This window comes from Hymenobacter ruber, from assembly GCF_054783255.1.
The window spans coordinates 329,807-351,875 of the sequence record NZ_BAAGQX010000004.1 but is presented as its reverse complement, the minus strand read 5'-3'; the positions used below and the strand labels follow the sequence as shown (position 1 = coordinate 351,875).

Below are 22,069 nucleotides of genomic sequence, written 5' to 3'. Positions count from 1 at the left end.
ACAATCCAAGCACCAAGCACTAAGCTCCAAGCACTATATTACTTGGCTTCGGCAATCAGGCGCTCGCCTTTGGCCACGGCATCCTCGATGTTACCAACGAGGTTGAACGCTGCCTCGGGGAGGTGGTCGTACTTGCCGTCGATGATTTCGTTGAAGCCTTTGATGGTGTCTTTAATATCAACGAGCACGCCTTTGAGGCCGGTGAACTGCTCGGCCACGAAGAAGGGCTGCGACAGGAAGCGCTGCACGCGACGGGCGCGGTTTACCACCTGCTTATCCTCTTCCGACAGTTCGTCCATACCGAGGATGGCGATGATGTCCTGGAGTTCTTTGTAGCGCTGGAGCAGCTCCTTCACGCGCTGGGCGGTGTTGTAGTGGTCAGCACCAAGCACGTCGGCCGACAGGATGCGCGAGGTCGAGTCCAGCGGGTCAACGGCCGGGTAGATGCCCAGTTCGGCGATTTTGCGGCTCAGTACCGTCGTGGCATCCAAGTGGGCAAAGGTGTTGGCCGGAGCCGGGTCAGTCAAGTCATCGGCCGGCACGTAAACGGCCTGTACCGAGGTGATGGAACCGCGCTTGGTCGAGGTGATGCGCTCCTGCATGGCACCCATTTCGGTAGCCAGCGTGGGCTGGTAACCTACGGCCGAAGGCATACGACCCAAGAGAGCCGATACTTCCGAACCAGCTTGGGTGAAGCGGAAAATGTTGTCGATGAAGAACAGGATGTCGCGGCCGGCACCGGTGCCGTCGCCATCGCGGAAGCTCTCGGCAATGGTCAGACCCGACAGGGCCACGCGGGCGCGGGCTCCGGGGGGCTCGTTCATCTGGCCGAACACGAGGGTAGCCTGCGATTTTTCCATCGCCGCCATGTCTACTTTCGTGAGGTCCCAACCACCTTCTTCCATCGAATGCTTGAAGGCATCGCCGTACAGAATGATGTTGGATTCGATGAATTCGCGCAGCAAGTCATTGCCCTCGCGGGTACGCTCGCCCACGCCGGCAAACACCGACAGACCTTCGTAAGCCTTGGCCACGTTGTTGATAAGCTCCTGAATCAGTACGGTTTTGCCCACGCCGGCACCACCGAACAGACCAATCTTGCCACCCTTCACATAAGGAGCGAGCAAGTCAATCACCTTGATGCCGGTGAAGAATACTTCCGATGAAGTAGCCAGTTCCTCAAACGCCGGAGCGTTGCGGTGAATGGACAACCGCTGGCCACTCTTGGGCTGCGCAATGCCGTCAATGGCCTGACCGATAACGTTGAACAGACGGCCTTTCACGCCGTCGCCGGTGGGCATCGAGATGGGCGTACCCATGTCGCGTACCTCGGCACCGCGGGCCAGGCCCTCGGTCGAGTCCATGGCAATGGTCCGAACCCGGTCCTCGCCCAAGTGCTGCTGGCACTCCAGTACCACTACCTGACCGTTCTCTTTGGTTACTTCGAGGGCGTCGAGGATGTTAGGCAGCTTCGTGTTTTCACCCGCGAAGCTTACGTCCACGACGGGTCCGATAACCTGGGTGATTTTGCCGGTATTGGCCATTTGGTTGTATTTATGATGAAGTTGATGCTCTTTTCAGGCCGCAAAATTACGCTAGGGCCGCCGGTTTTCCAACCATAACGTTTGCGGCGACCGGCACAATCAGGAACGAACCTGAAATCCCCTATCCTATGAAAATCAGGCACCAATGAACGGAAACCGGCTTTCCGGGTCAATGTCGCAGATTTTTTCTGCAAAAATTTTTCAAAAAATCCTTGCGCCGAATTTTTCCGGTAGTACATTTGCACTCCCAAACGGCACGTAGCCCACTGGAAAATTGTCCGATGGTGTAACTGGCAACACGCTTGATTTTGATTCAAGAAAGTCCAGGTTCGAGCCCTGGTCGGACAACGACAAAGCTCGAGTAAATCGAAAAGGCGCTGGCTTCTCCAATTTCCGGAGTGGTCAGCGCCTTTCGCTTTTCTATCCTTCCCGGTTTTCATGGCCGCCACCCTGGCAGGCTTCTGCGCATCAACTCATTCTTAGCACCTTCCCCTATGAAACAGGTCAAAATATTCGCCGGCAGCGCTTCGCGTGAGCTCGGCGAAAAGATTGCCGCCGCTTACGGCACCACCCTCGGCGACCTCAGCCTCCAGCGCTTCGCCGACAACGAAATGGGGCCGAGCTTCAATGAAAGTGTGCGCGGCTGCGAGGTGTTCCTCGTGCAAAGCACCTTCCCGCCCGCCGAGCACCTCATGGAACTCATGCTGATGGTGGACGCGGCCAAGCGCGCCTCGGCCCATAAAGTCGTCATCGTGATGCCTTACATGGGCTATGCCCGGCAAGACCGCAAAGACAAGCCCCGCGTGAGCATCGGGGCCAAGGTAGTGGCCAACATTATCCAGAGCGTGGGCACCGACCGCCTGATGACCTGCGACCTGCACGCCGGCCAAATCCAGGGCTTCTTCGATATCCCGGTTGACCATCTCGACGGCGCGACCGTAACGGCCCCCTACATCAAGTCGCTGAACCTGAAAAACCTGATTTTCGCCTCGCCCGACGTGGGCGGCGTGGTGCGCACCCGCGCCTTCGCCAAGAAGTTCGGGGCCGAAATCGTGGTCTGCGACAAAATGCGGATACGGGCCAATGAAATCGCCTCGATGCAGGTGATTGGCGACGTGAAGGGCATGGACGTGGTGTTTGTGGATGACATGGTGGACACCGCCGGCACCATCTGCAAAGCCGCCGACCTGGTGATGGAACGCGGGGCCAACTCGGTGCGGGCCGTCATCACGCACCCACTGTTGAGCGGGCCGGCCCACGAGCGCATTCGCGCCTCGCAACTCACCGAGCTAATTACTACCGACACGATTCCGCAGCGCCAGGAAAACGAGAAAATCCGGGTGATTTCGCTGGCTCCGCTGTTTGCGGCGGCTATTCGGAATGTGGTGACGCACGAGAGCATCAGTTCGCTGTTCGTGTAAGCAAGAGTCTCCGAACTACACATAGAACGTCATGCTGAGCGCCGCCGAAGCATCTCTACCGTCATACTAAATCCTATCGATTGGGTTAGTTGAACGGTAGAGATGCTTCGGCGGCGTTCAGCATGACGCTCTTTTTTCTGCTTGTTGCATCACCACCGTTTACTCAACTTTGGCACAATTTTGTAGAAACAACTTCCCATCTGGAACCTTTTTCTGCAAACGTGATGAACAAGCTTTACACCTCCGCGTCCACCCTTTTAGCCGCGCTGCTGCTTAGTGCCTGCGCCTCCTCGGTCCACATTCGGGCGCTGGCCCCGGCGGCGGTGCCCATGCCGGCTAACCTGCAAAGCGTGGCCACTGCCAACCGCATTATCCCGGAATCGCGCCGCGACAAATTCTTCGACGCGCTGGAAGGAGCCTTTACCGGCGAAGGCATTGGCGTGGACCGCGCTGGGGCGGACGAGTGTGTGAACGTGGTAGGTCAAGCCCTGGCCAATAACAGCTACCGTTTCAAGGTGACGCAGGCGCAGCTGCAGCTGCTGGGCCGCAGCCGGGAGTTTTTTCTGCCGCCGCTGGCCCCGCGCTACGTGCAGGACTTGTGCCGCCGCACACAGGTGGACGGTCTGGTGGTGCTCGAAGCCTTCGATTCGGATATGGCGCTGACGCATACCAACGGATTCCGCACCTACAAAGACAAGGAAGGCAAGGAGCATCAGGTGCCCACCGTGCACGTAGAAATGGTGATGAAAATTGTGAGCGGCTTCCGCACCTACGGCGCGGCTCAGGGCTTCGTGCTCGACCAGGCCCGGCAGGAAGACCAGCTGGTATTCCGGGGCGATGGCGACACGTATCAATACGCCCTGCGCCAGCTGCCACCGCCCGAGGAGTGCATCCGCCGGGTGGCCCAGCGGGCCGGCGATGGCTACGCCCGCCGCATTGCGCCTTCCTATATCGACCTGAACCGGGACTATTACACCCAGGCCAAAAAAGACGTCCGCATGAAAGAAGCCGCCCAGCGCGCCGAGGCCGGCGACTGGGCCGGGGCCGCCACGCTCTGGCAGCAGTCGGCCCGCCACCTCAACCCCAAAATTGCGGGCCGGGCCTTCTACAATCTGGCGGTGGCCAGCGAGGTGCGCGGCGACCTGCCGGGGGCCATCGACTGGGCCAAAAAGGCGGCTTTCACCTGCAACAACGCCCAGGCCCGCCAGTACCTGCGCGTGCTGAACGACCGGGTGCAGGCCCAAGCCGTGGTGCAGGAGCAGCTGAAGAGCGTGCCCGTCAATTGATTATACGTTTAACTACTTCACCATTGAAATCCACACTTCTATCGTTACCAGGGCTCCTGTTTTGGCTTGCCTTAGCTCCCGTACATGCCCAGTCGGCTCCGCCCTGGCAAATCACTCGGCTCGACTCGGTAGCTTCAGTCCGGATGCCGTATGCAGGCACTCTTGACGATGAGCTAAGCGCTTCGGGTGTCATCGTATTCGCTACCGCTACTTCGGATAATGAGTTCGACGCCATTGTTTTCAATCCCGTACCTGACCCGGCTCACCCATTGAAGCCAGGCCAGGCATGGGTGCCGGATGTTGACCGGTTTCTAGCCCAGATAATGCGCTTGCCGGACAAATCATTTGCTAAGGCCAAGCTCAAAACCAGTTTTCCGGTTACGCTGCCATCGGCTCCGGGCGGCAAAGCCATGCATCAGGTGTACAGCGGTTTCGATGAGTTTCATCAGATACCGGCGACGCTGGAGCTGACCTGGGTGGTGGTGGGCACCACGCTTTATGTGTTTCGGTGCTCGTACTCAATGCCCCAGGAAAAGGGTGCCGCCGAAGATGCCCAGCATTTCTTCAGCACCATTGCCTTCAAACCGAGTCAGCCCTAGGATTTTGCTCACGTAATCCGTACCTTTGCGGCCCGTTTGCCCCCGACGTTGGGAGCGAACGGGCCATTTTTACATCCCCAAAAACCACTTTTATGAAAAGCCTCGAGATTGTAGGGTTTAAAAGAGCGAATCTCGGTAAAACGGACGCCAAGGCATTGCGCCTCGACGCTCAAGTACCGTGCGTATTGTATGGCGGCACCGATACCGTGCACTTTTCCGTGCCCGCTATCCTGTTCCGCGAATTGTTGTACACGCCGGAGGCTCACATCGTGGACCTGAACGTGGAAGGCACCCTGTACCGCGCCATCGTGCAGGACGCTCAGTTCCACCCCGTAAACGAAATGCTGCTGCACGTTGACTTCCTGGAGCTGCAGGAAGGCAAAGAAGTGAAAATGGAAATCCCCGTGAAATACGTGGGTGTTTCGCCCGGCGTACTGGCCGGCGGCAAGCTGGTGAGCAAGCTGCGCAAAGTGAAAGTGCGCGCCACCGCCGAAAACCTGCCCGACTTCGTGGAGGTGAACATCAGCGGCATGGAGCTCGGCAAATCCATCAAGGTGGGTGCTGTTGAGGCTAAGAACTACACCATCCTCACCAACGCGGCGGCTCCTATTGCCACCATCACCATCCCGCGTGCCCTGAAAGGCGAAATGGCCGCCAACAAGTAATTCTGGACCGCAGATTTAACGGATTAGACGGACTTCATAGATTCTTCTATCCAGTTAGTTTGCGATTCAATCAAAAAGCCGCTCCAATCTTGGGGCGGCTTTTTATTTGCGCAACGAAAACTTTGCGCTTTGCTACGCTTCAGTAGCAGCAGCTTCTGAGAATTGACGCCGGAATCTGTGAAATCCGTTTAATCCGTTAAATCTGCGGTTCAGATGAAATTTTTGGTTCTCTGCCTGGGCAACATTGGCCCCGAATACGCCGACACGCGCCACAACATCGGCTTTATGGTGGCCGATTACCTGGCCGCGAAATTCGATGCGCCGCGCTTCGAAATCGGCCGTCATGCCTTCACCACCGAGTTCAAGCACAAAGGCCACACCTACGTGCTGGTAAAACCCACCACCTACATGAACCTGAGCGGCAAAGCGGCGGCCCACTGGCTGGCCACGCTCAAAATCACTGCCGAAAACATGGTTGTGGTGACCGATGACCTCGCCCTCCCTTTCGGCAAATTGCGCCTGAAAGGCCAGGGCTCGGCCGGCGGCCACAACGGGCTAAAGGACATTCAGGCCACGCTGGGCACGGATGTGTACGCCCGCCTGCGCTTCGGCGTAGACGCGAATTTCCCCAAAGGCCGGCAGGTAGACTATGTGCTGAATCCGTTTTCGGCCGATGAATTAATTGAATTGCCCACGCGCATTGAAAAAGCTGGCGAGGCTGTTTTAGCCTTCGGCGCAATGGGAATAGAACGGGCCATGAATATTGTGAACGTGAAGTAATTCGTGCGCTAAATCCCATAAAAAAGGCTCGTTCGCATTGCGCGAACGAGCCTTTTTTTAGCAGGCAAACGCGCGGTTTATGCCACGCCGCTGCCGTTGCGCACGGGCTTGCTGGGTTGCATGAGGGCGAGGCTGCCGTCGGCATTTTCGGCCATCAGCAGCATGCCCTGGCTCTTGATACCTTTAATTTCGCGGGGCGCGAGGTTGAGCAATACCTGCACCTGCTGGCCAATAAGGGCTTCGGGAATAAAATACTCCGCAATTCCGCTCACGATGGTGCGTTCCTCCAAGCCCAGGTCGACGGTGAGCTTGAGTAGCTTTTTGGTTTTGGCTACTTTCTCGGCGGCGGTGATAGTACCGATGCGCAAATCCATTTGGCCGAAATCATCAAACGAAATATCGTCTTTGGCCGGCGTAACGGGCGTGTTGGCGAGCTGATTTTCCTTTTTGGTATCGAGTAGTTTCTGCACCTGCGTTTCGACCACGGCATCTTCAATTTTACCGAAGAGCAGCGCGGCTTCGCGCAGTTGATGGCCGGCGGCAAGGGCGTCGGAACGGCCGGCGCTGGCCCAGCTGCCTAGCTCCAGATTGAGCATGGTGGCAAGTTTCTGGGCCGATTCAGGCAAAAAAGGCTCCAGCAGTGGGGCCAGGCTGGCCGCAATTTGCAGCGACACATTCAGCACGGTACCGGTGCGGGCGGCATCGGTTTTGATGAGGTGCCAGGGCTGAGTTTCGGCCAGGTATTTATTGCCGAGGCGCGCCAGATTAATTACTTCGGCCAGCGCATCGCGGAAGCGGTAATTTTCAATCAGCTCGCCAATTTTACCAGGGAATTCGGCCGCCTGGGCTAATGTAACCCGGTCAATATCCTGCAATTCGCTTATTGCTGGCACTTTGCCCTCGAAAAATTTGTGCGTGAGCACGGCGGCACGATTCACAAAATTGCCGAGCGTGGCAACTAATTCGTTGTTGTTGCGCGCCTGGAAATCTTTCCAGGTGAAGTCATTGTCTTTGGTTTCGGGAGCATTGGCGCACAGCACGTAGCGCAATACATCGGCCTGACCGGGGAAATCGGCTAAGTATTCGTGCAGCCACACGGCCCAGTTGCGCGAGGTGCTGATTTTATCACCTTCGAGGTTCAGGAATTCGTTGGCGGGCACGTTATCTGGCAGAATAAATTCGCCGTGCGCCTTCAGCATCGTCGGGAAAATGATGCAGTGGAAAACGATGTTATCCTTGCCGATAAAATGCACCAGCTTCGAGCCGGCATCTTTCCAGTATAATTCCCACTCCTCCGGAAAGGCTTCTTTGGTGGCCGAAATGTAGCCAATTGGTGCATCAAACCACACGTAGAGCACTTTTCCTTCGGCTCCGGGCACGGGCACAGGCACGCCCCAGTCGAGGTCGCGCGTGACGGCGCGGGGGTGCAAGCCTTGGTCAATCCAGGATTTGCACTGGCCGTACACGTTGGTTTTCCAGTCGTTTTTGTGGCCTTCAATTATCCATTCGCGCAGCCAGGGCTCGTATTGGTCGAGGGGCAAAAACCAGTGCTTGGTATCGCGCAGAATGGGCTGCGCACCGCTGAGCATGGAGCGCGGATTAATTAATTCCGTCGGGCTGAGCGAAGTGCCGCAGCGCTCGCACTGGTCACCGTAGGCATTTTCGTTGCCGCAATTGGGGCAAGTGCCCACGATGTAGCGGTCGGCCAGAAATTGCTGGGCTTTTTCGTCGAAATACTGCTGTGTGGTTTGCTCGATGAATTTGCCTTCGTTGTTCAGCTTGGTAAAAAAGCCGCTGGAAACCTCGGCGTGCGTGGCCGATGACGTGCGCGAATACACATCAAAAGACACGTTAAAATCTTTGAACGAATCGCGAATCAGCGCATGGTATTTATTCACCACCTGCTGCGGCGTAACGCCTTCTTTCTGGGCGCGAATGGTGATGGGAACGCCGTGTTCATCGGAACCACAAATAAATTTCACATCCCGGCCGGCTGAGCGCAGATAGCGCACATAAATGTCGGCGGGCAAATAAACCCCGGCCAAATGCCCGATGTGTACCGGCCCGTTGGCATACGGCAAAGCAGCGGTAACGGTGTAGCGCTTAGGAAGAAGTGACATAAAAAATCAGAAGTAAAAAGGCGGGGACGCGAGGGTTATTTTTCGCAGAAAATCAGGGCAATTATTCCCCTCCACAAAGAAACGATTAAAAAAAGTACGGACTTAAATCAACAAAAAAACCGGGCAAACCGTTTGACGCTTAAATGATTTTATATTTGAGCGCGCTTAATTAAAATATAGCGCCATCCAATCGACTTCTTTCCGCCTCTTTCACCCTTCACCAACCATTTTTTCACATGAAAAAACCTGCTTCTCCGCTTAAAACGGAAAAACGTGCGAAACGCACGCCGGAAGAAAAGTCGGCCCGTAAATCGGCCAAAAGCGCGAGCCGTGCTTCGGCTGACCTGAACGACGACCGCGCCAGCAAAAAAGCCAGCCAGAAGAAGTCGCTCAAGTCGGCCGCCAAGCAATTGCAAAAGGAGCTGAACGCCCGCATGAATGAAGTGGTGACACGCATTCGCAAAGAAACGAAGGCCAAGCTGAAGGAAGTGGTGAAAGAGGCCACGCGCCGCCTCGACGGCGACACGGAGCGCATGTTTGAGCAGGCCCTGCACACGATAGTGCGCCACTACGATTCGGTGTCCGGCCCCGCTGCGGCCGATAATGACCAAAATGCCGCTCCTGCTACTACCGCCGGCAAATCTGCCCGAGGCAGCAAAAAAGGCCCCACGCTGAATAAGGACGGCACGCCGCGCAAGCCCCGTGCCCCCCGCATCGGCGATGAAGCCGCCACCGAAACCGCTGCCGCTCCGGCTGCCAGCGGCCGGGGCCGCAAGCCCGCTGCCAAGGCTGCTACGGCTGCCAAAGCCACCGGGGCCAAGCGCGGCCCCAAGCCGGCTGCCGCTACGGCCGCTGCCAGCACAGGCGCCAAGCGTGGCCCCAAGCCGCGCGTTCAAGCCACACCCGCACCGGAGCCCGAAGCAACCGGCGTCATGAACTCGGCCGATAGCCCCAGCACCGGCGAAGTAAGCGAATAGCCTGCCTCGCCCACTGCCTGGCTAGTGGCAGAAAGCCCGCTCCGATTAATTCGGAGCGGGCTTTTTTATTGATATCGCCGCAGGCTTTTCAGGGACGGCGAGCGGTATCCAGCGGCGTGGGGGCGTTGGTATTGAGGCGTTGCAAGCGGGTTTCGGGCGTGGTATTATTAGGGTCGTTGGTGTTCACGTTTTCGATGCGCTTCTGGCGGTTGATGTCGGCGGCCTGCTCGCCGAGGCGCACGCGGTTGGGCGTGGCATCGGGCACCGCGTAGCCATTGCTGGTGCCCGCGCCGTTGCTGTTGTAGATGGCGCGGCGGTCGGCATCGGTGCGGACTTCGGTGGGCACGGCCGTGGGCGCGGCATTTTCGGAGGTTTGCTCCGAGACCGAGCAAGCCGAGAGCAGAGCCGCCGCTCCAAATGACAGCCAGGGCCGGGTAGTAAATAGTTGAGAAGTCAGCATGACCAGGTAAATTAAAGAGGAGGCAGCCATCTGGCTGCCTCCTTCAAACGGTAAGCGAAGCTCAGTAGTTTACTACGCCAGCGTGGGACTGGCTTGGGTGGGCTTGATTCCATCCCAGAGGGCCATGCGCGCTTCCAAGCATTCGATGGTCACCTGCTGGGCTTCCTGCCAGCACTGCGGGTCGTCGGCGCACAGCTCGCGCACCATCTGCTGGGCCAGCGGGGCATGTACGTCCTCATCGAGCTCGATATGGCGGTCGAGGTAATACACAAATGTGTCGAGCTGGCCGGGAAACCGGTCGCGCAGCTCGCCCACCAACTGGCGAAACATGGCCGGAATCAAGTCTTCGCGCCCGAAGGTGAAAGCAGCAGCTACGGAATGCGTCTTGCCGGACTGGATGACACGGAACGTGGTTTCCACAAACTGGCGCACCGAATCCGGGGCCTGCGCAGCGGCGAGTGCCTGAGCAACCGAATGGCCGGCTCCTAAAGCCGCTAGCAGGCGGCGAATGGGCAACGTATTGGCGCCGCATTCCTCCATGGCCCGCACGTACAGTTCGAAATGGCTGATGGGCTGGCCCTGCGGGTCGACGTCGGTTTCCTCGCCCAGCACGATTTCGTTGATGAGGCGGCGCGTGGCGGGGTTGGCGGTGGGCACCCACGGCACGTCTACACAGGTCAAATCGCGTTGCAGGGCTTTGAGCAGCGACATAAAATCCCACACGGCGAAGACGTGGTGCTCCATAAATTGGCGCAGGTCGGCCATGGTCTGGAGTCGGTAGTAGAGCCCATTGTTGAGCAATAGCTGACGGGTGTGAGCCACTTCCTGCTGCAAAAATTCGATAGGGTCCAGAACTGCTTCCATAACGCAATTTATATTATAACTATTTAAATACAGCAAATTCACTATTATTGCTGCCGACAAGCCGTCAAAAATGGTTCGTATAAACGAGAAACCCTTTGGCCTGGATTGCCAAAGGGTTTCGTTTTATTGATTTTCCCAGAAAAGCACCAGGTCTTCCTTTATTTCTTCTCAAACACCAGCGCATTGCCGTCCATGCAGTAGCGTTGGCCGGTGGGCTTGGGGCCGTCGTTGAAAACGTGGCCGAGGTGGCCGCCGCACTTGGCGCACACAATCTCGTCGCGGCTCATGCCGAAGCTGTTGTCGGAGGCCACTTTTACGCTGGTGGCGGTAGCTGGGGCGTAGAAGCTAGGCCAGCCGGTGCCCGACTCAAACTTGGTATCGGAGGTGAAGAGCAGGTTGTGGTCGGCGGCGCAGTAATAATTGCCGGCGGCGTGGTTGTCGTGGTATTTGCCGGTGAAGGGCCGCTCGGTGCCCTGCTCGCGCAGGATGTAGTACTGGTCGGGCGTGAGAATTTTCTTCCATTCGGCATCGGTGTGGCGCACCGGAAATTCGTCGGGCTTGCCGGTCACGGGCTGGGGCTGGAAGTAGGTTTTGCCGCCCACGGTGCGGGTGGGCGGGGCTGTGTTGGCGGCCACGTCGCGCTTCTGCGAGCAAGCCGAATTGAGCGAAAGCACCGAAACAAGTAATATCAGCAGGGAAAAACGCATGGCGGGGATGGGGTTGAATGACGGTTGACCAACATACGGCGGCGGGGCCCGGTTCGGTCGGCCGGGTAGACGAAAGCAGGCCGGGAACCTTACGCCCCAGCTAATCGATTTAGGGCGACGAGCTTGGCTGCGCGGCGGGGTGCGGCGGCGGGGCTCGTGTTAATAGTTGAGTACCACAAGGCTTTGCGCTATTTTATCCGTACCTTTGCACCCGCAAAACCAACCCATATGGCCAACAATATTCGGAACATTGCCATCATCGCTCACGTTGACCACGGCAAGACGACCCTAGTGGATAAGATTATCCACGCATCCAAGATTTTCGACGCGCACCAGCACTTCGACGACCTGATTCTTGACAACAACGACCTGGAGCGCGAGCGTGGCATTACCATCGTTTCCAAAAACGTATCGGTGCGCTACAACGGCACCAAAATCAACATCATCGACACCCCTGGTCACGCCGACTTCGGCGGTGAGGTAGAGCGCGTGTTGAAGCTGGCCGACGGCGTGCTGCTGCTCGTGGATGCCTTCGAAGGCGCCATGCCGCAGACCCGTTTCGTGCTCGGCAAAGCCATTGCCCTGGGCCTGAAGCCCATCGTGGTGGTGAACAAAGTGGACAAGGAAAACTGCCGCCCCGACGAGGTGCACGAGCAGGTTTTCGACCTCATGTTCAACCTCGGCGCTACCGAAGACCAGCTCGATTTCGTGACTTTGTACGGCTCCTCGAAGCAGGGCTGGATGAGCACCGACTGGAAGCACAAAACCGACAACCTGATTCCGCTGCTCGACGCCGTTATTGAGTCGATTCCGCCGGCGCCGACCCTGGAAGGCACGCCCCAGATGCAGATTACCTCGCTCGACTACTCGTCGTTCGTGGGCCGCATCGCCATCGGCCGCGTGCACCGCGGCACGCTGAAAGAAGGCGCCAACATGAGCCTGATGAAGGCCGACGGCACCATTAAGAAAGTAAAAATCCGCGAGCTGCACGTATTTGAAGGCCTCGGCCGCGTGAAAGTGAGCGAAGTGAGCAGCGGCGAAATCTGCGCCGTATCGGGCATCGAAGGCTTCGACATCGGCGATACGCTGGCCGACTTCGAAAACCCGGAGGCCCTGGAGCGCATCAGCATCGACGAGCCGACGATGAACATGCTGTTTACCATCAACAACTCGCCGTTCTTCGGCAAGGAAGGCAAGTTCGTGACCTCGCGCCACCTGCGCGACCGTCTGTTCAAGGAAACTGAGAAAAACCTCGCTCTGCGCGTTCAGGCCACCGACAAGGAGGACTCGTTCCTGGTGTTCGGCCGCGGTATTCTGCACTTGTCGGTACTCATCGAAACGATGCGCCGCGAGGGCTACGAGCTGCAAGTAGGTCAGCCCCAGGTCATTTTCAAGGAAGACGAGAACGGCAAGCGTCAGGAGCCCATTGAGCTGCTGGTGGTGGACGTGCCCGAGGAAACCGCTGGCAAGGTGATTGAGCTGGTGAGCATGCGCAAAGGCGAAATGACCATCATGGAGCCTAAGGGTGACCTGCAGCACCTGGAGTTCATGATTCCGAGCCGCGGCCTGATTGGCTTGCGCAACAACGTGCTGACCGCCACCGGCGGCGAGGCCATCATGAACCACCGCTTCGTGGATTATGAGGACCACAAAGGCACCATCCCCGGCCGCATCGCCGGCTCGCTGATTTCGCTGGAAACCGGCGCTGGCACGGCCTACACCATCGATAAGATGCAGGACCGCGGCGCGTTCTTCGTGGACCCGGGCGAAGAAGTGTATGCCGGCCAGGTTATCGGCGAGCACACCCGCCCCAACGACCTGACCATCAACATTCAGAAAGGCAAGAAGCTGACCAACATGCGCGCTTCGGGCTCGGACGACAACGCCAAGATTGTGCCCAAGCGCCAGTTCTCGCTGGAAGAAGCCATGGAATACATCCAGAAGGATGAGTACCTGGAGGTGACGCCGAAGTCGATTCGGATGCGCAAGATTCTGCTCGACGAGAACGAGCGTCTGCGCTACGCCAAGCAGGCTGACTAATTATTCTGAATGGAATGATTTTGAAGAGGGCGCGGCTTTGGTCGCGCCCTTTTTCATTTCCCAAACGCTACATTTTCATTTTATGAATCACGAGAATCTGAGCCGCTTCGTGCAGCTCTTTACCCTGAATAATGCGGCGGCCACCAAGCGCGTGAGCGAGCGGCTGGCGTTGGTGTTGCGTGACCCGGCCGTTTATCAGGAAAAATTTGCGGAGGAACTAGAGGAGCGCGGCATTGTGGCGGCACTGCCGGCGCAGGAGCTGCGCGATTTGGCGCTGATTGATGCGTTGCTAGCCGAGGAATTGCTCTGGGAAAGCGACTGGAAAGACTCGGCAGCTGACTTGGTTTACGGCATTAATGAAACGCTGACGCAGCAAAAACGCGCTTTGCGGCTGAATGAGCCGGCCAGCGGACGTGATACCGTAACCGGGCCCGAAGCGCTCGACATCGTGCAGGATTTGGCCGAGCCGGTTGGGCTGGCGGTAGTGCTGTTTACGCTGGACAGCGATTCGTATGCCCTAAGCGTGGTAGCCGATGCGCAAGCAGAGGAAACGCGCCAGTTGGCTCAGGAACTGGGCTTCGGAATAACGGTGTATTAGCCCGCAACGCTGGATAATCGATTGTGTAAAGTTGGTAGCTCGTACCTTGCAGGTCCATTCTCCTTGCTTGCTTATGCTGCTGAAAAACCTGCTGAGTGCTACGCTGCTGCTGGCCGCCACCGCCGCCACGGCCCAGAACCGGCACGAATACCTACTGGATTCCAACTGGAAATTCTCGAAAGGCGACGTGCCGAATGCGGCCAAAACGGATTTTGCCGACGCCAAATGGCAGACGGTGAGCGTGCCGCACGACTGGGCTATTACGGGGCCATTTGATGGGAATAACGACCTGCAGGTCGTGAAGATTGAGCAAAACCAGGAGCAGAAGGCCACCCAGAAATCGGGACGCACGGGCGGGCTGCCGTTCATCGGCACGGGCTGGTACCGGCGCAAGCTGGCGGTGCCGGGCTTCGGGCCGGGCCAGCGAGCGGTGCTGGTATTTGATGGCGCAATGAGCGACCCACACGTGTTTGTGAACGGCAAGGCGGCCGGCCACTGGGCCTACGGATACAACTCGTTTTCGCTCGACATCACCTCGCTGCTGAAGCCCGGCGATGGCAACGTGCTGGCCGTACGCCTGCAAAACCAGTCGGAAGCCTCGCGCTGGTACCCCGGCGCGGGCCTCTACCGCAACGTGCATCTGGTGGTGACGGATGATGTGCACATCCCGGTGTGGGGCACTTACCTGACCACACCCGAAATCACGGCGGCACAAGCCAAAGTCAACCTTAAAACGACAGTGGAAACGCCGGGCGGCAAGCTGCAGCCGCTGCGGCTGGACACCGAAATCCGCGATGCGGCGGGCAAGGTGGTGGCGACGACCAGCACGGAACTAGCCAATGGGCTGACGTTTGAGCAGAACCTGACGGTGCCGACGCCGCAGCTGTGGTCGCCGGAGACGCCGGTGCTGTACACCGCTTCCTCGAAGCTGTATGCGGGCAAGACGCTGAAGGATGCTTACAAAACCACGTTCGGCATTCGCTCCTTCAAGTTTGAGAAGGGCGTGGGCTTTTCGCTGAACGGGCAGCCGCGCAAGTTCAAGGGCGTATGCAACCACCACGATTTAGGGCCGCTGGGTGCGGCGATTAATACAGCCGCTTTGCGCCGACAGCTGACTTTGCTGAAGGATTTGGGCTGCGATGCCATCCGGACTTCGCACAACATGCCCGCGCCGGAGCTGGTGCAGCTGTGCGACGAAATGGGCCTGATGCTGATGGTGGAGTCGTTTGACGAGTGGAAAGCGCCGAAGGTGAAGAATGGCTACAGCCAGTATTTTGATGAGTGGGCCGAGAAGGATTTGGTGAACATGGTGCACCATTACCGCAACAATGTGTCGGTGATTATGTGGAGCATCGGCAACGAAGTGCCCGACCAGAGCAACGCCAACGGCCCCATCATTGCGAAGCGTTTACAGGACATCGTGCACCGCGAAGACCCCACCCGCCCCGTGACGATGGGCCTGGACCGGTTTGACGACGATTTCAAATATGGCATCGTGAACGTGGTCGACATTCCCGGCTTCAACTACAAGCCTCACCGCTACCCCGAGGCGCTGGGCAAGCTACCGCAGGGCTTCCTGCTGGGCTCCGAAACGGCTTCAACGGTGAGTTCGCGCGAGGTGTACAAGTTTCCGGTCGAGAAGGCCAAGCAGAAGCAGTACCCAGATAATCAGTCGTCGAGCTACGACCTGGAGGCCTGCGTGTGGTCGCAGACGCCGGACGAGGAATTTGCCGCGCAGGATGATATTCCGAACGTGATGGGCGAGTTTGTATGGACGGGGTTCGATTACCTAGGCGAACCCACGCCTTACGATGAAAAGTGGCCTTCGCACAGCTCTTACTTCGGGATTCTGGATTTAGCGGGTATGCCTAAGGACCGGTACTACCTCTACCGCACCCGCTGGAATACGGCTAAGCCCACGTTGCACCTCCTGCCACACTGGACCTGGCCCGGCCGCGAAGGACAAACCACGCCGGTTTTTGCCTACACGAGCTACCCTTCGGCCGAGCTGTTTGTGAACGGCCAAAGCCAGGGCCGCCAAACCAAAGGCCCGTCGGCTGAGCCCCAATCGCGCTACCGCCTGATGTGGAAGGACGTGAAATACGCGCCCGGCAGCATCAAAGTGGTGGCCTACGATGCACAAGGCAAAGCCGTAGCCACCGAAGAAGTACGCACCGCTGGCGCACCGCACCACATCAAGCTGGTGGCCGACCGCACGGCCCTCACGGCCGATGGCAAGGACCTCGCCTTCATCACCGCCCGCGTGGAGGACGCGCAGGGCAACCTCTGCCCCGATGCGGCGCAGTCGCTCAGCTTCGCGGTGAGCGGCGCGGGCAGCTTCCGGGCCATCGGCAATGGCGATGCGACCAGTTTGGAACCGTTCCAGAAGCCGCAGATGCGGGTGTTTCAGGGGCAGTTGGTGGCCATTGTGCAGGCGGGCGAAAAGGCCGGCGCGGTGCAGGTGAAAGCCAGCAGCGTGGGGCTGCAAGCCGGTACCGTGACTCTGCAAACCAAAGCTCAGTAGTTGTGATAACCCGGTGATTTACGAGGCCGTGCGCTGGCGCACGGCCTCAAAGGCCAGCACGGCGCCGGCCACGCTCACGTTGAGCGAGTCGATGCGGCCCATCATGGGGATGATGATGGTCTCGTCGCATGCTGCCAGGGCGGCGGGGGTCAGGCCGTCGGCTTCGGTGCCGAGCACGAGGGCCGTGGGCTGGCGGAAGTCGCAGTCCAGATAAGAATGCGCTTTGGGCGTGAGGGCAGCGGCGTAGCTACGAATGCCTTTCTCGCGCAGGAAAGCGGTGATTTCGGCCATTGGCGCGGCGATAACGGGCACGGAGAACACGCATCCGATGCTGGACCGGATGGTGTTGGGGTTGTAGAGGTCGGTGCGCGGGTCACCGATGAGCACAGCGTCGACCGGGGCGGCATCGGCGGTGCGGAGGATGGCGCCGAGGTTGCCGGGTTTCTCCACGGCTTCGAGCACCAAGAGGAGCGGGTTGGCGGGCAGGCGGAGGTCAGCGAGGCTGCGGGCGGGAGTGCGGAGGACGGCCAGCAGACCATCGGAGCCCTCGCGGTAGGCTACTTTTTCGAAGACCGGGCGCGTGACCTCGAACCATTCGGGAGCGTCTTTCTTGCCGAAAAACAGGCTTCGCAATTCCGTTTCGCCGGTTTCACCGGCCAGCTCGGGACAGGTGTAGATGGTGGCTACCGGTACGCCCGCTTCCACGGCAACGGTGAGCTCACGCAGGCCTTCGACCAACGTAAGACCCAGCGCCCGGCGCTCAGCGGACTTCTGCTGCAGCTTCAATAGCTGCTTGATGCGCGGGTTTTGAGGGCTGCTGAGGCGGTCGGAGGGGGCAAAAGGCATGGGGCAAAGATACCGGCCCAGCCGCCGGCCCCAACCATACCCCGGCCGGCCGCGTAGGGCGGCCCAGTACCTTCGCAACTGATGACCTTAAAATCCAACACCAAAATCATTGCGGGCTTTGCCCTGGCCGTGGGCGTGCTGCTGCTTACGGCGGCGGCCTCGTTCTGGAGCATTCGCGGCCTGAGCGTGCAAACCATGAACGTGGAGCACACCTACCAGGTGATGCAGGAGGCCGAAACCATTACATCGGTGCTCAAGGACGCTCAGGCGGGTACGCGCGGCTACCTCCTCACCGGCGACACTGTGTACCTGCGGCCCTACAGTATGGCTACCGGCCAGTTGCCCGCCGCCCTGGAGCGCGTGCAGGCCCTGACCGTGGACAACCCCGCCCAGCGCGCCCGGCTCGACTCGCTGCGCGACCTGGTGGAGCAGGAATTCCGCATCCTGCGGCCCCTCACGGAGATAAAAAAATCCATGAGCCAGTCGGCCATGCAAACCCTGCTCGATACCGACCGGCAGACCCTGCGCCAGGTGCGAATGCTGTACGCCCGTATTAAAAGCAGCGAAATGGCTTTGCTCGCCCAGCGCAGCGCCTTGCAGGATGTTTTTGAGAAAGCCACGCCTATTGTGGTGCTGATTTCGGCCGTGCTGGCCGTGCTCATCGTGGTGTGGCTGGTGATTAAAATCGTGAAAGAGCTGGACGACAACCGCCGTCTGCAAAGCGAGCTGGCCGACGTGAACGCGCAGGTAGCCCGCCGCATTGCCCAGATTCGGGAATTGGCCGAGCAGGTGGTGCAGGGCGATTACACCGTTAAAATCACGGATGAGGCGGAGGATAACCTCGGCGGGCTGGCCGCGTCGCTCAACCGCATGACGCAGACGTTGGAAGGCAGCTTCACCGCCCTGGAGAAGCGCAACCGCGAACTCGACCAGTTTGCCTACGTGGCCTCGCACGATTTGAAAGCGCCGCTGCGGGGCGTGACCACCATTGTGAAGTGGATTGAGGACGAGCTGGCCGCCGAGCTTTCGCCCCAGCTCCGCACCTACCTCGACCAGATGAAGGGCCGTCTGGCCCGCCTCGAAGACCTGATAAACGGCCTGCTGGCCTATGCCCGCGTGGGCCGCACAGCCGCCCAATCGCGCGAGACGGTGAGCGTGCACCAACTGCTGACCGAAGTAGCCGACCTGGTGGTGCCGCCCGATTTCACGCTCCGCATCGGCCCCGACATGCCCACCTTCGAAACCGACCGGCTGAGCCTGCAACAGGTCTTCACCAACCTGCTCTCGAACGCCGTGAAATACCACCAGCGCGGGGCCGGTCACCTCGAGGTGACGTGCCAGGACATTGGCCGCTGCTACGAGTTTCGGGTGCAGGACGACGGCCCGGGCATCGCGCCGGAGTATCACCAAAAGATTTTTCTGCTCTTCCAAACCCTGCGCGACCGGCACACGGCCGAAAGCACGGGCATCGGCCTGAGCATCGTGCAGAAAATTATCAACGAGCAGCAAGGCACTATTCGCGTCGAATCGGCGGTGGGGCAAGGGGCCGGTTTTATCTTTACGTGGCCGAAATAAACCCCGGCCCTTGCTGCCGGGTCTGACCGGTTTGGGCGCCCTTTTAACTACCGGCTTTTTATTCGGGCGCGCTACGCGGCCGGGCCTTCTATTGCTTACTTATTTCAGCTACCCACCACTATGCGTTCTGTTTTACTAGTTGAAGACGATATTTTTGATACGATGACGGCGGAGAAGTCCTTCGCCAAGTTCAACGTGCCGCACCAGCTGCACACGGCCTTCAACGGCGAAGAAGCCCTGGACCTGCTACTGGGGCGGAATGGCGCGGAGGCCCTGCGCCCGCTGCCCGAGGTTATCCTGCTCGACCTGAACATGCCCCGCATGAATGGCGTCGAGTTCCTGACCGAGCTGCGCGCCAACCCCGAATTTCAGCACATTCCGGTGTTCATCACCACCACTTCCAGCATGGAAGAAGACCGTGCCGACGCCGAAAGCCTGGGCGTGAGCGGCTATATCCTCAAGCCGCTGGATTTCGAAACCGGCACCGACCTCTCGGACAGCCTGAGCCTGCTGGAGAAGCTGCTTAAATAGGCCCGGGCAGCGCCGGGTTCACTTGCGCTTCACAATAAAAGTGCGGAATTTACCGCTGTTTACCAACGTTCAATCTTCGCGCTCCGTCAGTCCGTTTGTGGGGGTTTGCGTGGGGTTCGGTATTATTGGCGGGGCAAGGCTACCTTGTTCGGCCCGTTGGTCTTAATTGCTGTCCTTCCGTATGAAAATTCCCGTTTTATACCCGGCCCTGCTGCTGATTCTGCTTGGGGGGCGCACGGCGCAAGCGCAGGATGACGGCCCGCGCCAGCTGGGCGCGCCGCCGACCATGCCCACGCCCGCCCGGCCACGCCCGGCCCCGGCCCCGCGCCAACTGGAAACCGTGCCCGTGGCGCCGGCCGATTCTTCGCGCCGCGCCGCCGTGACGGCCCCACAACCCGGCCCCATGGCCGCGCCCGCACCGGTGTATGCGCCCACGCCGCCCGGCCAACTGCCGGGCAACAACGCCCGCCCCGCCCGCTTTCAGGTGGGCCTGAAAAACGGCATGGTTTACTCAGCCAACGACGTGGAAACGAAGAATCCGCTCTTCGGCCGCTCCTACCTGCTGCTGGACGGGCGGCAGAAGTTTGAGCTGGCGGAAATCGGATTTTATGAGGATGAAACCGGCCACTACGTTCGCACCACGCTGCCCAATTCCTCGCGGGAAACCACGCTGCGCCGCGAAAAAACCGGGCGCATTAGCCTCTATTCCATCACCACTTCGCAGTATAGCTCGGGGCCGGGCGGTTTCGGCGGCTATCCGGGCTACGGTTACGGTGGGTATGGGGTGGGTTACGGTGGATTTGGCGGCTATCCCTACGGCGGCTACCGCACGGTAAAAACCGAATACTTTTCCAAAGACAACGGCCCCATTCAGAACCTGACCACCAACAACCTGATGCTGGCCACCCGCGACAATGCCGGGGCGCAGGAACTGCTTCTGGATTCGCGCCGGTACCAGCGGCTCACGCTGGGCAGCTACGTGGTGGGCGGCGGACTGCTCGTGGCCGGGCTGTTTCAGTCGCTACAGCCCGGCGATGGCCGGGTCGGGATTTCGCCGTTGGTTTATGCGGCTATTCCGGTACTCATTGTGCCCATCGTGCTGCAAAGCAAACAGGCCAACAACCAGCGCCAGGCCATTGCCCTGTATAATTCGACGCGGTAGCGCCCCCCAAAGCTGTCATCCGGAGCGTAACGAAGGGCCTTATCACCACTGATTTCGACAGAATTACTGTAGATTATACAAGCGTGACACGGTCCTTCGCTACGCTCAGGATGACAAACTTCTCCAATCCTCGTCAAGCGCAGCGTAACGCCGCTTGGCCTCACCGCGTAGGCCGGGCATGAAACCTACCGCTCCTGCCGCAACTACCGAAGCCCAGGCCGCCGACTTTGCCGCCCGCCAGGCGAAGGCGCTACTGGTGCACGAGCGGCTCTGTGCTGAATACGGGGCTCCGTTCCGGTTCTTCAGCACGAAGGACCCGCTGAGCGAACTGGTGAGTGCCCTGCTCTCGCACCGCACCAAAAACGCCGAATCGCACCGCGCCTACCAGGAATTGCGCGCCACTTTTCCCACCTGGGAGGCCGTGCGCGACGCGCCCACCGAGGCCGTGCAGCATGCCATTCGGGCCTGCACCTGGCCCGAGCAGAAAGCCCCGCGTATCCAGGCCGTGCTGCGCGAAATCAGCCAGCGCTGCGGCACTGATGCCCCTTGCGCCCTGGATTTCCTGGCCGATATGCCCATTCCCGAGGCCCGCGCCTGGCTGGAAAGCATCAGCGGAGTGGGCCCGAAAACCAGCGCGGCTACCCTCCTGTTCAGTACGCTGCGCATCCCGGCCATGCCCGTGGATAGCCACCACCACCGCGTGGCCCAGCGCCTGGGCCTCATCGGGCCGAAGGTGGGCGAAGGCCCGGCCCACAAGCTGCTCGAAGCCCTGCTCCCGCCCGGCTGGGACGCCCAGCAGGTGTACGACCACCACGAGGCGCTCATGTTTCACGGGCAGAAGTGCTGCTACTTCAGCGGGCCGGCCTGCGGGCGCTGCGTGGTGCTGGACCAGTGCCCGTTTGGGCAAGCGCGCATGGGTGGGCAGGCTACCGTATAATGCAAGACGTCATGCAGAGCGCAGCGAAGCATCTTTACCGCAATAGTAAACCTCTTGCTGCAGTAAAGATGCTTCGCTGCGCTCTGCATGACGTTCTTTGAAGAAATCGACACCAATCCGACCTAATGATTCTGCACCTGCGGGCCAAGCCCAACGCCCGCCAAACCCAGCTGCTGCGCGCGCCCGACGGCACCCTGACCGTGCGCCTGCAAGCGCCGCCCCAAGAAGGCCAGGCCAATGCCGTGCTGCTGGCCTTTCTGGCCACGGTATTTGCCGTGCCCAAGAGCCGCGTGCTGCTGCTAAGCGGCCACACGGCCCTGTTCAAAAAGCTCGAAATTGAAGGCGTGAGCGAGGAAGACGGCCAACGGCTACTGGCCGCGCTGCTGGCCTGAGCGGCCGGCCGGGCTTAACTTCCGGGCCGGTTTCCACTGCC

General features: G+C 59.4%; 20 protein-coding genes and 1 tRNA gene. 15 read left to right on the top strand and 6 right to left on the bottom strand.

From position 1 onward, the window contains the following. Positions 1–38: 38 nt before the first annotated feature. A complete protein-coding gene (gene atpD / locus ACYVM5_RS12035; RefSeq protein WP_460618355.1) occupies positions 39–1,544 on the bottom strand; it encodes a F0F1 ATP synthase subunit beta in 1,506 nt (501 codons plus the stop codon). A gap of 275 nt (positions 1,545–1,819) precedes the next feature. On the opposite strand from atpD, the gene ACYVM5_RS12030 reads away from it, so the two are divergent. The 6 genes from ACYVM5_RS12030 to pth all read left to right on the top strand — a co-directional run bounded on the left by ACYVM5_RS12030 (position 1,820) and on the right by pth (position 6,295). After that, a tRNA-Gln gene (locus ACYVM5_RS12030) sits at positions 1,820–1,892 on the top strand. A 146-nt stretch (positions 1,893–2,038) separates the two neighbouring features. Beyond that, positions 2,039–2,965 carry a ribose-phosphate pyrophosphokinase gene (locus tag ACYVM5_RS12025; RefSeq protein ID WP_460618354.1) on the top strand — a complete coding sequence of 309 codons (927 nt, stop codon included), beginning with the start codon at positions 2,039–2,041 and terminating at the stop codon, positions 2,963–2,965. A 224-nt stretch (positions 2,966–3,189) separates the two neighbouring features. After that, positions 3,190–4,251, top strand: coding sequence for a DUF6340 family protein (locus ACYVM5_RS12020; protein ID WP_460618353.1), 1,062 nt, complete (start codon positions 3,190–3,192; stop codon positions 4,249–4,251). Between the two features lie 143 nt (positions 4,252–4,394). After that, positions 4,395–4,850: a hypothetical protein gene (locus ACYVM5_RS12015; RefSeq protein ID WP_460618352.1), complete on the top strand. Its 456-nt coding sequence runs from the start codon at positions 4,395–4,397 to the stop codon at positions 4,848–4,850. Between the two features lie 92 nt (positions 4,851–4,942). Further along, positions 4,943–5,515 (top strand): 50S ribosomal protein L25/general stress protein Ctc, encoded by a 573-nt coding sequence (locus tag ACYVM5_RS12010; RefSeq protein ID WP_460618351.1) that lies wholly within the window; start codon positions 4,943–4,945, stop codon positions 5,513–5,515. A gap of 213 nt (positions 5,516–5,728) precedes the next feature. Then, positions 5,729–6,295: an aminoacyl-tRNA hydrolase gene (pth, locus tag ACYVM5_RS12005; protein WP_460618350.1), complete on the top strand. Its 567-nt coding sequence runs from the start codon at positions 5,729–5,731 to the stop codon at positions 6,293–6,295. 77 nt (positions 6,296–6,372) lie between these two features. Here pth and metG read toward each other — a convergent pair whose 3' ends face one another. Continuing rightward, positions 6,373–8,415, bottom strand: a complete 2,043-nt coding sequence (gene metG / locus ACYVM5_RS12000) for a methionine--tRNA ligase (RefSeq protein ID WP_460618349.1) — start codon at positions 8,413–8,415, stop codon at positions 6,373–6,375. Between the two features lie 236 nt (positions 8,416–8,651). On the opposite strand from metG, the gene ACYVM5_RS11995 reads away from it, so the two are divergent. Continuing rightward, complete coding sequence (locus ACYVM5_RS11995) at positions 8,652–9,392, top strand: hypothetical protein (protein WP_460618348.1); 741 nt, start codon at positions 8,652–8,654, stop codon at positions 9,390–9,392. An 88-nt stretch (positions 9,393–9,480) separates the two neighbouring features. On the opposite strand, the gene ACYVM5_RS11990 is transcribed toward ACYVM5_RS11995, so the two are convergent. The 3 genes from ACYVM5_RS11990 to msrB form a co-directional block, all read right to left on the bottom strand. Further along, a complete protein-coding gene (locus tag ACYVM5_RS11990) occupies positions 9,481–9,852 on the bottom strand; it encodes a hypothetical protein (RefSeq protein ID WP_460618347.1) in 372 nt (123 codons plus the stop codon). Positions 9,853–9,924: 72 nt separating this feature from the next. Further along, positions 9,925–10,716, bottom strand: a complete 792-nt coding sequence (locus ACYVM5_RS11985) for a DUF3050 domain-containing protein (protein ID WP_460618346.1) — start codon at positions 10,714–10,716, stop codon at positions 9,925–9,927. 158 nt (positions 10,717–10,874) lie between these two features. Then, positions 10,875–11,423, bottom strand: coding sequence for a peptide-methionine (R)-S-oxide reductase (gene msrB, locus ACYVM5_RS11980; RefSeq protein WP_460618345.1), 549 nt, complete (start codon positions 11,421–11,423; stop codon positions 10,875–10,877). A 228-nt stretch (positions 11,424–11,651) separates the two neighbouring features. On the opposite strand from msrB, the gene typA reads away from it, so the two are divergent. From typA to galB, 3 genes are all read left to right on the top strand, one after another. Further along, positions 11,652–13,463 carry a GTP-binding protein TypA/BipA gene (gene typA / locus ACYVM5_RS11975; RefSeq protein ID WP_460618344.1) on the top strand — a complete coding sequence of 604 codons (1,812 nt, stop codon included), beginning with the start codon at positions 11,652–11,654 and terminating at the stop codon, positions 13,461–13,463. A gap of 82 nt (positions 13,464–13,545) precedes the next feature. Further along, a complete protein-coding gene (locus ACYVM5_RS11970) occupies positions 13,546–14,061 on the top strand; it encodes a DUF6630 family protein (protein ID WP_460618343.1) in 516 nt (171 codons plus the stop codon). A 73-nt stretch (positions 14,062–14,134) separates the two neighbouring features. After that, positions 14,135–16,585, top strand: coding sequence for a beta-galactosidase GalB (galB, locus tag ACYVM5_RS11965; RefSeq protein WP_460618342.1), 2,451 nt, complete (start codon positions 14,135–14,137; stop codon positions 16,583–16,585). A gap of 18 nt (positions 16,586–16,603) precedes the next feature. Here the strand turns inward: galB and ACYVM5_RS11960 are convergent, their stop codons facing one another. Further along, positions 16,604–17,431, bottom strand: a complete 828-nt coding sequence (locus tag ACYVM5_RS11960) for a TrmH family RNA methyltransferase (protein WP_460618341.1) — start codon at positions 17,429–17,431, stop codon at positions 16,604–16,606. A gap of 81 nt (positions 17,432–17,512) precedes the next feature. Here ACYVM5_RS11960 and ACYVM5_RS11955 point away from each other — a divergent pair, with 81 nt between their 5' ends. The 5 genes from ACYVM5_RS11955 to ACYVM5_RS11935 all read left to right on the top strand — a co-directional run bounded on the left by ACYVM5_RS11955 (position 17,513) and on the right by ACYVM5_RS11935 (position 22,028). Continuing rightward, a complete protein-coding gene (locus tag ACYVM5_RS11955; protein ID WP_460618340.1) occupies positions 17,513–19,006 on the top strand; it encodes a sensor histidine kinase in 1,494 nt (497 codons plus the stop codon). Between the two features lie 120 nt (positions 19,007–19,126). Next, on the top strand, positions 19,127–19,537 hold the full coding sequence (locus tag ACYVM5_RS11950; RefSeq protein ID WP_460618339.1) for a response regulator: 411 nt from the start codon (positions 19,127–19,129) through the stop codon (positions 19,535–19,537). 181 nt (positions 19,538–19,718) lie between these two features. Further along, positions 19,719–20,699, top strand: coding sequence for a hypothetical protein (locus tag ACYVM5_RS11945; protein ID WP_460618338.1), 981 nt, complete (start codon positions 19,719–19,721; stop codon positions 20,697–20,699). Between the two features lie 178 nt (positions 20,700–20,877). Continuing rightward, complete coding sequence (locus ACYVM5_RS11940) at positions 20,878–21,636, top strand: endonuclease III domain-containing protein (RefSeq protein ID WP_460618337.1); 759 nt, start codon at positions 20,878–20,880, stop codon at positions 21,634–21,636. Between the two features lie 125 nt (positions 21,637–21,761). Further along, positions 21,762–22,028, top strand: a complete 267-nt coding sequence (locus ACYVM5_RS11935; RefSeq protein WP_460618336.1) for a DUF167 domain-containing protein — start codon at positions 21,762–21,764, stop codon at positions 22,026–22,028. Positions 22,029–22,069 lie beyond the last annotated feature (41 nt).